We start from the raw sequence: 10,609 nt of genomic DNA, 5'->3' as shown, positions 1-10,609 counted from the left end.
ATTGTTTTGAAGATATTGATAATGCGTCGGTAATTACCACTCAGGGAATGAGTCATGCTCGACTATAAACTTGGTTGTCAGCTTGATGTTCAATGTTCTGCCTGCACCGTGTCGCGTCTTGAGCGACAGGCAGGTGACACACAATGAGTTCTATCCATGAACAGGCAATGAATTACGTCTATCAGCAAGTGCTGCAACGTTTGCTGGGGTATTTCACCCGTGCGGAACGCACGGCGTTGCAGTTGTTGATTCAGCGATTGATTGTCGCGGCTGGCGGGATCGAGCGAATTTCCGGTTTCAAGGTGCTGGTGGCGTTTGGCGGAGGCAAGGACAGTGCCTACACGCTGGCCTTTTTGCGCGCCGCCCAGTTGAGCATTGCCTGTCGATCGCCCGGTACGTTCAATTTGCGGGTCGCCAACCGACGTCACGCGGGCATGACCCCCGCAGTGATGGATAACATCAACCGCACCTATTCAGCATTGTTTCTGTATGACGACCCGCGCGTCGAAACGCTGGTGATCGACAACCAGTACACCCAGGCCTTCGAGCCGGATCTGCCTTTTTCCAGCGCAGGGCGCGAGCAGAATCGCCTGGACATGCTGCTCGGTGGACATCTGTCCGCAGGTGACGCGCGCACCACGTTTTGCAATACCTGCTATCTGGGGCTGGCGGAATTTCTGGGGCGCGCGTTGAGCTGGGGTAACGGTGTCGATGCTGTGGTCAGCGGCGATTCACGCAGGGAGCAGCGGCAGTACGCGACGTGGATCATGCGTCTGGCCCAGCGCACCGGGCAGTACACGGGCAGTTGGGGCAACCAGACGCTGACTGGCGTACTCAAGGTCATCGACACGATCGGCCAGGCGTATTACCACGAACTGTACGGGGACGGCGAAGACAGCCCGCGGGCAAACCGATCCATAGCGGTTCCTGAAAAAGCCAACGCGCCAGCCTTTATCACCATCGCCGATCTGGTCAGTTGCAAGGCGGATGAGCACTGGAATCTGCTGACCGAATTTCTTGATTTTCGCTTCGATGATTTGTCGTTCGGCTTCAGTGAGTCCGATTGCGCCAATCCTTTGCTGATGGCTCATATGCGTGGCCTGACTGCGCAGTACCTGCAAGAGCGCAATTATGCCGACGGGATAGCCGAATACCTTGAACTGGCAACATCGCTGATGCGCAGAAAGCAGATGCCGCCGCGATTGATCGATCAGGCGCTCAGCGCTTATGCCGGGCGGGCGCGAATCGAGACGCGTCGCGAGCTGGCTTCAGGCTTCGCTCAGGAGGGGTTTGGCCTGAACGAGACTCAACTGGTCTGCATGCTGTTCTCGCCATTCGTCAATCAGGGCGATGGCCTGGAAGCATTTCTGCGCCGCTGCCATCCCGGCATGCTGGTGGCACTGCCGGATCTGCACAAGGCGCTGTCAGGCTCGACGGCCCCGGATCAAGTGATGCAGTGGTTGGTGGATATCAGCGGACTGAACCTCAAATCGCTGCAAAACCTCTACGGCAAACAACGGGTGAACTTCGATGACCCGCACTCGATCATCGCCAGAATTCGCGCTGCCGATCCTGACAAACGCCGAATCATGACCGTTGACCCGGTGACCGGTCAGGCAGTGGTCGAGATGCTTTCCGGGCGCTGAACCGGTTTCGGATCATGGCTGCTGTCGGCAACCGGCGTCAGTCATGTCGCGATTTTCTGAAGCCTGGTCTGGCTGAGCGGCGGATACCTGGATGAAAAACAACACGGATTTCGCCTATCAGGCGGTTTACCGCTATCTGGTGCGGCTGGTCGACCAGCAGCAAGGCGAGCTGGCGCTGAAGATGCCGTCACTGCGACAGCTGGCGCAGCGACTGAACGTATCGATATCCACGGTACAAAGCGCCTATTCGCTGCTGGAAAAGGAAGGGCGCGTTTATTCGCTTCCCAAGTCCGGCTATTACTCGGCACCGTGCAGCGGGAACAGGGAAGGGCGAGCATGCCCTGACAGCGATGGCGATCTGTTGCACGTACTGTGCGATAACGCCCGTCGCCCGGGCATGTCGCTGCTGGGGTGCGATGAACCGACCCTTCTACATGCACAGGAAAGTCCGCTGCCGGCAATGGAGCAAGAACTGGTTCGCCGTTATCCGCGCCTGCGGGAGCCAGGTTTTCAGCCGTTCGGCGAGCCAGAGCTGCGCACCGCGCTGGCAGCCCGCTATACCCGCGACGCGGAACACTGCTGGCACGCTGACAATGTCTATGTCGCCCCGGACCTGCATGGGGCGTTCAAGGCCGTTATCGAAACGCTGGGGCTGCGCGGCGCTGTGGTGCTGGTGGAGTCGCCTTGCGCCTGGGCGTTGCTGCGCTTGCTGCAATCGTTCGACATCCGCGTTATCGAGCTGCCACTGGACGAGACCGGCAGCCTTGATCCTGCTCGACTCGATAGCCTGTTGCGCGACAATGATATCGGGCTTGCCGTGTTGCCTTCTTTACTGAACCCGGTGCGAGGCAGCCTGCGCCCGCCGGGTAACAGCGAGGCCGTTGCGCAAGCGTTAAACCGCCACCAGGTCTGGGTGCTGGAAAATGACAGCCATGCGGGTGTGCAATTTGCTCACGAGCAGGTCCCTTTGCGCCACTGGGTTGACCCACAACGGCTGGTGATTATCGGCGCATTTGACAAGAGCCTTGGGCCTGAAGCTCCTTACGGCTACCTGCTGTGCAAAACCCTTGAGGTGCGCTGGCAGCAGTATTTCTGGCTGCGAGCATTCGAACTGCCGCCGATTCGTCAGCGAGCCATTGCCAGATTGTGCAGCAGTGGGCGTCTGGACAGGCAACTGATGGCGTTGCGAGAAACCCTGGCCAGACGCATGCAGTCGATGACAAGGCAACTGGATGAACAGACGGGTGGAACGTTGCGTTATCAGGTACCCGAGGGCGGCTGTGGCGTCTGGGCCGAGAGCGTACACCCCGTGGACATGCGCCAGGTCTTCGACAGGCTACTGGCCCAGCGCATCGTCATTACTCCCGGCGAACTGTTCAGCCTGCAAAACCGCTACGGGCAGCATTTGTGGATCAGCTACGCCATCGACTGGAGCCAGGATCCGGCCGCGCGCCTGGGCGTGTTGGGAGAAGCGTTAGCACAGGCGCGTCTGCCCTAGAAACTTACATCGCAGGCCGTCGATCCATTTATGTTTGCCAGACGTGATTCAAGGCTGTTAACTGGACGCCTGTCCAGTATTCACAACCTACGGCTTCCCAGCGCAGTGATTCCGACCGCCCCTGTAAAACCCGATTCCGGGCAAGCCCTCATCAGCGACTCGCCTGCGCATTATGTCGTGGCCGTGCGCGCACTGTGCGAGTTCACCGCCAAGGTCGGCGATCTTGACCTGCGCTTCACACCATCGCCCACGGCTCAGGAAGGGATTGCCGGACACCGCACGGTCGCGTCGCGTCGTGGCGCTGATTATCAGGCCGAGTTGTCGTTGAGTGGCGATTATCGCGAGCTGACGGTAAGGGGCAGGGCGGACGGGTACGACGCCGGTCGCAATCAATTGGAAGAAGTGAAGACCTATCGCGGCGAGCTGGATGCGATGCCCGCCAACCATCGTCGATTGCACTGGGCACAGGTGAAGGTCTACGGCTGGCTGCTTTGCCAGCGTCTGCAACTTGAGCAAGTAACTCTGGCACTGGTGTATTTCAACATTGTCAGCGAGCAGGAGACCCTGATTCGCGAGCCATTCAGTGCAACGACGCTGCAACAGTTCTTCGAGCAACAGTGCACGATATTCCTCGGCTGGGCGCAGCAACAGATGGCGCATACGCAGGCGCTGCACAAGACGCTGGGCAGCCTGAAGTTCCCTCACGCGTCCTTTCGAACCGGGCAACGGGTGCTGGCCGAGTCGGTGTACAAGGCGGTGAGCACCGGCTGTTGTCTGATGGCTCAGGCACCCACGGGCATCGGCAAGACGGTGGGCACGCTGTTTCCATTGCTCAAGGCGGCGCCCGGTCAGCAGCTCGACAAGATTTTCTTTCTCACCGCCAAGACTCCCGGGCGTCGGTTGGCGCTGGATGCGCTTGAGGTCATCAATCACAGTGCGCCGGAGCTAAAGCTGCGGGTGCTGGAATTGGTGGCGCGGGACAAGGCCTGCGAGCATCTGGACAAGGCTTGTAACGGAGATTCCTGTCCACTGGCCAATGGCTTTTACGATCGTCTGCCAGAGGCGCGCGCCGCTGCACTTGAGTCGCCCTGGCTGAATCAGGCCAGCGTGCGCGAGGCCGCACTGCGGCATCAGGTCTGTCCGTATTACCTAAGTCAGGAACTGGCACGCTGGGCCGATGTGGTAATCGCTGACTACAACTATTACTTCGACCTCAGTGCGCTGTTGTTCGGCCTCGGCCAGCTCAATCAGTGGCGGGTGGCGGTGCTGGTCGACGAAGCGCACAACATGGTCGAGCGGGCCCGGCAGATGTACAGCGCCAGTCTGGATCAGAGCCAGCTGAAAGCCTTGATCCAGACGTCGCCCGAGCCCGTGAAAAAAGCCTTGCAGCGCCTGGACCGGCAATGGAATGCGCTGCACAAGGTACAGCCCGCTGCCTATCAGGCGTATTCGGCGGCACCGGAAAAATTCATCGGCAGCCTGAACCAGTGCATCTCGACCATCGGTGATCATTTCAACGAGCACCCGCAGGCAGTGGACGGCACGTTGCAGGGGTTTTATCTGGAAGCCATCGGCTTTGCGCGCATCGCCGAGCTGTTCGACGAACATTTCATATTCGACATCACCCGGCGCGAGGCGGGCGGCAAGCGCATTTTGTCACGCCTCAGCCTGCGCAACGTAGTACCGGCGCGTTTCATCCGGCCGCGGCTGACCGCCGCGCGCAGCGCCGTGCTGTTTTCCGCAACGCTCAACCCGCGGCATTACTATGCGGACCTGCTCGGGCTGCCGGTCAACACCGCGTGGATCGATGTGGAATCACCGTTTAATCACGACCAACTCGACGTGCGGATTGTCAGCCGCATTTCCACCCGTTTCACTCATCGTCAGGCTTCGCTGGCACCCATTGTCGAGCTGATGGCCGAGCAGTTCGAAGCGCGGTCGGGTAACTATCTGGCGTTTTTCAGCAGTTTTGATTACCTGCAACAAGTGGCTGAACTGATGGCGCAGACTCATCCGCACATCACCCTCTGGCAGCAGGCGCGGGGCATGGGCGAGAGTGAGCGCCATGCTTTTCTCGACCGCTTTACCCTGAGCAGTCAGGGCATCGGTTTTGCCGTACTGGGTGGTGCCTTTGGTGAGGGCATCGACTTGCCGGGCGCGCGTTTGATCGGCGCATTCATCGCCACGCTGGGGCTGCCGCAGCTCAACCCGGTCAACGAACAGTTCAAGCTGCGTATGGCCGCATTGTTCGGTGCTGGCTACGACTACACCTATCTTTACCCCGGCGTGCAGAAGGTGGTGCAGGCAGCGGGGCGGGTGATCCGCAGCCAGAGTGATCGTGGCGTGGTGATGCTGATCGACGATCGTTTTGCCGAGCACAAGGTCAAGCAGCTGTTTCCGGCGTGGTGGCGGCCTGAAACGTCAACGGCCTAGGGATCGATACTCAAGCAGCGCTGTCGAACTGCCAGTAAACTGCCGCATCGATTATGTTTTTAGCTGCAGCAAGTCTTTATTTTTTCTCCGTATTTCATTTCTTCGTGGAGGTTGTATGAGTCTCAGTCCTTTCGCCGGCAAGCTGGCACCTGCGCAGTTACTGGTCGATATTCCGAGACTGGTCACGGCTTACTACACCGGTCAGCCTGATGCATCGGTGCCCACTCAACGCGTTGCGTTCGGCACTTCCGGACACCGTGGCACGTCGTTCGATCTGGGCTTCAACGAGTGGCACGTGCTTGCTATCAGCCAGGCGATCTGCCTGTACCGTAAGGCAAATGGTATCGACGGCCCTTTGTTCCTTGGGGCTGATACCCATGCGTTGTCCACCCCAGCCGCTGCCACTGCTCTTGAAGTGCTGGCCGCCAACGGCGTTGAGGTGATGATCTCGCAGGGCGATGAATACACGCCAACCCCTGCCGTGTCTCACGCCATTATCTGTTACAACCGTGGCCGTACTTCGGGGCTGGCTGATGGCATCGTCATTACGCCGTCGCACAACCCGCCGCAAAGCGGTGGCTTCAAGTACAACCCGCCCAATGGCGGCCCGGCTGACAGTGATATCACCAAGTGGATCGAGAACAAGGCCAACGAACTGCTGGCCGGGAAAGTCACTGGCGTTTCACGCATCAGCCATGAAAAAGCGCTGCGTGCCGACACCACTCACCGCCATGATTACGTCAACACTTACGTAGCCGACCTGAAGAACGTCATCGATCTGGACGCTATTCGCGATTCGGGCCTGCGTCTCGGTGTCGACCCGCTGGGTGGGGCCGGGGTGAACTACTGGTCGGCGATTGGCGAGCATTACGGCCTGAACCTGGATGTGGTCAATAAATTTGTCGACCCTACGTTCCGTTTCATGACCGTTGACTGGGACGGCCAGATTCGTATGGACCCGTCTTCCAGCCATGCCATGCAGAGCCTGATCGGTCTCAAGGACCGTTATCAAGTGGCATTTGCCTGTGACCCGGACCACGACCGCCACGGCATCGTGACTCCGAGCGGTGGCCTGATGACGCCTAACAGCTACCTGGCGGTGTCCATCGATTACCTGTTCCAGAACCGTCCTGAGTGGCGCGCCGATGCGGCAGTCGGCAAGACGGTGGTCAGCAGCGGCATGATTGATCGTGTTGCTGCGCGCCTGGGCCGACGCCTGTACGAAGTGCCGGTCGGCTTCAAGTATTTCGCGCAGGGCCTGTTCGAGGGTTCGCTGGGCTTTGGCGGTGAAGAAAGCGCTGGAGCCTCGTTTCTGCGCCGCGACGGTACGGTCTGGACCACTGACAAGGACGGTCTGATTCCGGCCTTGCTGGCTGCGGAAATGACTGCCCGTACCGGTCGTGACCCGAGCGAAACGTACAAGACCATGACCGACGAGCTGGGCGAGCCGTTCTCGACCCGCGTCGACGCCAAGGCCAACCCGCAGCAGAAGGCGCTGCTGAGCAAGCTGTCGCCAGAGCAGGTGACTTCCACCGAACTGGCGGGTGAGCCGATTCAGAAGGTACTCAGCAACGCACCGGGTAATGATCAGGCGTTCGGTGGCGTGAAAGTCATGACCGAAAACGGCTGGTTTGCGGCACGCCCTTCAGGCACCGAGGACATCTACAAGATCTACGCCGAGAGTTTTGTCAGCGAAGATCACCTCAAGCGCCTGGTAGCAGAAGCTCAAGTGCTGGTGGACGGGGCGATTTCGCCGAAGTAATCACCGCTCTGGTCAACGCCCGAAAAACCTCGAACCTGACCCGGTTCGGGGTTTTTCAGCTTTTGACCTGTGGTTCAGTCGCGATAGAAGACCTGCACCAGGTGATAACCGAATTTGCTTTTGATCGGGCCGTGCACCACGCGTAGCGGCTTCTTGAAGATCACCTGATCGATGGCACCGACCATTTGCCCTGGCCGGACTTCGCCCAGATCGCCGCCACGTTTGCCGGACGGGCAGCTAGAATGCTTTTTAGCCAGCACGTCAAACGCCTCACCCTTGGCAATGCGCAGCTTGAGCTGTTCGGCCTCTTCGGCGGTCTTCACCAGAATATGGCGGGCTTGGGCTTTCATGTCGCAATATCACCTGCTGCAAAAGGCTGCCATTATGCCTGCACTTGCTGATCGACGCCCGCGCGTCACGCGTGCCGTCATGACGGTCGTCGTCTTTTTACTTCATTTTGTACGGTATTGATTATGGATTTTCCGGCGCTGTTGAAGATTCTGGCCAGTCAGGACGGATCGGACCTGTATCTTTCCACCGGAGCGCCGCCGTGCGCCAAGTTCAACGGCGTGCTCAAGCCGCTGGGCAGTGAAACCCTCAAGCCTGGCGAGGTGGCGTTGATTGCTCAGGGGCTGATGGACGAGGAGCAGAAGCTCGAATTCCTGCGCGAACTGGAGATGAACCTTGCCGTTTCGCTGGCGGGCATCGGCCGGTTCCGGATCAATATCTTCATGCAGCGTAACGAGGTGTCCATCGTCGCGCGGAATATCAAGCTGGATATTCCGCGTTTCGAGGACCTGTTCCTGCCGCCCGTACTGCTCGATGTGATCATGGAAAAGCACGGGCTGGTGTTGTTCGTCGGTGCCACCGGTTCGGGCAAATCGACCTCGCTGGCGGCGCTGATCGATTACCGCAATCGCAACGCCAGCGGCCATATCATCACCATTGAAGACCCGGTCGAATTTATCCATCGGCACAAGAAGTCCATCGTCAACCAGCGCGAAGTGGGGGTCGATACCCGAAGCTTCCGCGCGGCGCTGAAGAACACGTTACGTCAGGCTCCGGATGTGATTCTGATCGGCGAAATTCGTGACCGCGAGACCATGGAGCATGCGCTGGCGTTTGCCGACACCGGCCACCTGGCGATCTCGACCCTGCATGCCAACAACGCCAATCAGGCGCTGGACCGGATCATCAACTTCTTCCCGGAAGAGCGTCGTGCGCAGTTGCTGCATGACCTGGGCAATAACCTCAAGGCGTTCGTGTCCCAGCGGCTGGTTAGAACCCCGGACGGCAAACGTCGCGCAGCGGTGGAGGTGATGATGGGCACGCCGACCATTCGCGACCTGATCCAGCGCAATGAACTGACCGAACTCAAGGGCATCATGGAGAAATCCGGCAGCCTCGGTATGCAAACCTTTGACACGGCGTTGTTCAATCTGGCCGTCGAGGGGGCGATCAGCGAGGAGGAGGCGCTGAAGAATGCCGACTCGCAGAACAACGTTCGTCTGCGCCTCAAACTGCACAGTGAAGGCGGAGTCGCCAGCCTGACGACGCCGCCCCCGGCCCCGACCGGCAGCAGCACGGCAAGTACCGCCGAGTGGGGGCTGGTCGATGACGACGCGCCGGGGCCGCAGGCGTAAATCGGTGAAGCTCCTGCGCTCCGGGCAGAAGCTTCGTTGTGGACCAGTTTATTCAGGGCGCGCAGCAGCCAGCAATTCCTGTGTATAGGGGTGCTGCGGTGATTCGAACACATCGTGGCTGGCACCGCGCTCGACAACCTTGCCGTCCTTTACCACGATGACATCATGGGCGAGCGCCTTGACCACCGCCAGGTCATGACTGATGAACAGGTACGTCAGGCCGTGCTTTTCCTGAAGCTCGCGCAGCAGTGCGACGATTTGTTTCTGCACGGTGCGGTCCAGCGCCGAGGTAGGCTCGTCGAGCAGAATCAGCGCGGGTTTCAGCACCAGCGCCCGTGCAATGGCGATACGCTGACGCTGGCCACCGGAAAACTCATGGGGGTAGCGATGCCGGCTCTGCGGGTCGATGCCGACTTCTTCAAGCGCCCGAATGACTTCGGCATCGCATTTGGCAGAGGCGAACTGGCTGTGTACCTCCAGGCCCTCACTGATGATCTGCGCCACTGACATGCGCGGGCTGAGGCTGCCGTAAGGGTCCTGAAAGACCACTTGCATCTCTTTACGCCACGGGCGCATCTGTTTCTGACTCAGGCCGTCCAGCGCCTGCCCGCGGAAGCGGATACCGCCGCGTGATTCCAGCAGGCGCAGGATCGCCTGGCCCAGTGTCGACTTGCCGGAACCTGATTCGCCAACGATACCGAGGGTCTTGCCGCGCTCGATACTCAGGCTGATGTCATCCACCGCCTTGAGGTACTCCTTGTGCCGCCGCAGAATGCCGCCGGTCAGGGAGAACCAGACTTTCAGATTATCGACCTGCAGAACCGTTTCCCGCGTGTCGCGTGGCAGCGGCTCGCCCGCAGGTTCGGCATCCAGCAGCAGGCGGCTATAAGGATGCTGCGGCGATTTGAACAGCGACTTGCAATCGGACTGCTCGACAATCTCGCCGGCACGCATGACGCAGACGCGCTGCGCCACGCTATGAACCAGATTGAGATCATGACTGATCAGCAGCAGTGACATGTCCAGACGCTGCTGCAGCTCCTTGAGCAGCAAGAGGATCTTGCGTTGCACGGTGACGTCCAGTGCAGTGGTCGGTTCGTCGGCAACCAGCAGTTCCGGCTCGCATGCCAGCGCCATGGCAATCATCACCCGCTGGCGTTGGCCTCCGGACAGTTCGTGCGGGTAGGCTTTCAGGCGTTTTTCCGGCTGTTGAATGCCTACCAGCTCCAGCAGCTCGACAATGCGTTTCTGCGCTTCACGGCCACTGATGCCGCGATGCAGCAGCAGCGTCTCGCCTATCTGCCGGGCCACGCTGTGCAGCGGGTTCAGCGAGGTCATCGGTTCCTGGAAAATCATCGCAATGCGGTTGCCACGCAGCTCGCGCAGGGTGCGCTGGTCGGCACCCACCAGTTGTTGACCCCGGTAGGTGATGCTGCCGGTGGTCAGCGTGCCGTTGCACGGCAGCAGTTGCAGGATCGAATGGGCAGTAACGGACTTGCCGGAGCCAGATTCACCCACCAATGCCAGGCATTCACCGCGGCGCACGTCCAGGCTCAGGTTGCTGACCACTTTCTGCCCGTTGAAGGCGACGCTCAGGTCGCGGATTTCGATCAGGTTTTCCGACATG

The 10,609-nt window shown here is 59.7% G+C and carries 7 protein-coding genes; 5 read left to right on the top strand and 2 right to left on the bottom strand.

Features of this window, described 5'->3' with window-relative positions; all coding sequences use genetic code 11:
* Positions 1 to 143: 143 nt before the first annotated feature.
* The 4 genes from RYC17_RS01225 to pgm all read left to right on the top strand — a co-directional run bounded on the left by RYC17_RS01225 (position 144) and on the right by pgm (position 7,339).
* A complete protein-coding gene (locus RYC17_RS01225; protein WP_316902278.1) occupies positions 144 to 1,646 on the top strand; it encodes a hypothetical protein in 1,503 nt (500 codons plus the stop codon).
* 91 nt (positions 1,647 to 1,737) lie between these two features.
* A complete protein-coding gene (locus RYC17_RS01220) occupies positions 1,738 to 3,144 on the top strand; it encodes a PLP-dependent aminotransferase family protein (RefSeq protein WP_316902276.1) in 1,407 nt (468 codons plus the stop codon).
* 105 nt (positions 3,145 to 3,249) lie between these two features.
* Positions 3,250 to 5,577, top strand: coding sequence for an ATP-dependent DNA helicase (locus RYC17_RS01215; RefSeq protein ID WP_316902274.1), 2,328 nt, complete (start codon positions 3,250 to 3,252; stop codon positions 5,575 to 5,577).
* Positions 5,578 to 5,692: 115 nt separating this feature from the next.
* Positions 5,693 to 7,339 (top strand): phosphoglucomutase (alpha-D-glucose-1,6-bisphosphate-dependent), encoded by a 1,647-nt coding sequence (pgm, locus tag RYC17_RS01210; protein ID WP_316902272.1) that lies wholly within the window; start codon positions 5,693 to 5,695, stop codon positions 7,337 to 7,339.
* A 74-nt stretch (positions 7,340 to 7,413) separates the two neighbouring features.
* On the opposite strand, the gene RYC17_RS01205 is transcribed toward pgm, so the two are convergent.
* Positions 7,414 to 7,689, bottom strand: coding sequence for a peptidylprolyl isomerase (locus RYC17_RS01205; protein ID WP_002553334.1), 276 nt, complete (start codon positions 7,687 to 7,689; stop codon positions 7,414 to 7,416).
* 123 nt (positions 7,690 to 7,812) lie between these two features.
* Here RYC17_RS01205 and RYC17_RS01200 point away from each other — a divergent pair, with 123 nt between their 5' ends.
* A complete protein-coding gene (locus RYC17_RS01200) occupies positions 7,813 to 8,982 on the top strand; it encodes a PilT/PilU family type 4a pilus ATPase (RefSeq protein WP_230016303.1) in 1,170 nt (389 codons plus the stop codon).
* A 48-nt stretch (positions 8,983 to 9,030) separates the two neighbouring features.
* Here the strand turns inward: RYC17_RS01200 and RYC17_RS01195 are convergent, their stop codons facing one another.
* Entirely contained in the window at positions 9,031 to 10,608 is a 1,578-nt protein-coding gene (locus RYC17_RS01195) for an ABC transporter ATP-binding protein (protein WP_316902397.1), read from the bottom strand.
* Position 10,609 lies beyond the last annotated feature (1 nt).

The sequence above is a fragment of the Pseudomonas syringae group sp. J248-6 genome, assembly GCF_032586995.1.
Classification (GTDB): domain Bacteria; phylum Pseudomonadota; class Gammaproteobacteria; order Pseudomonadales; family Pseudomonadaceae; genus Aquipseudomonas; species Aquipseudomonas amygdali.
The sequence above is the reverse complement of the archived record's forward strand: the minus strand, read 5'-3'. Positions and strand labels throughout refer to the sequence as shown.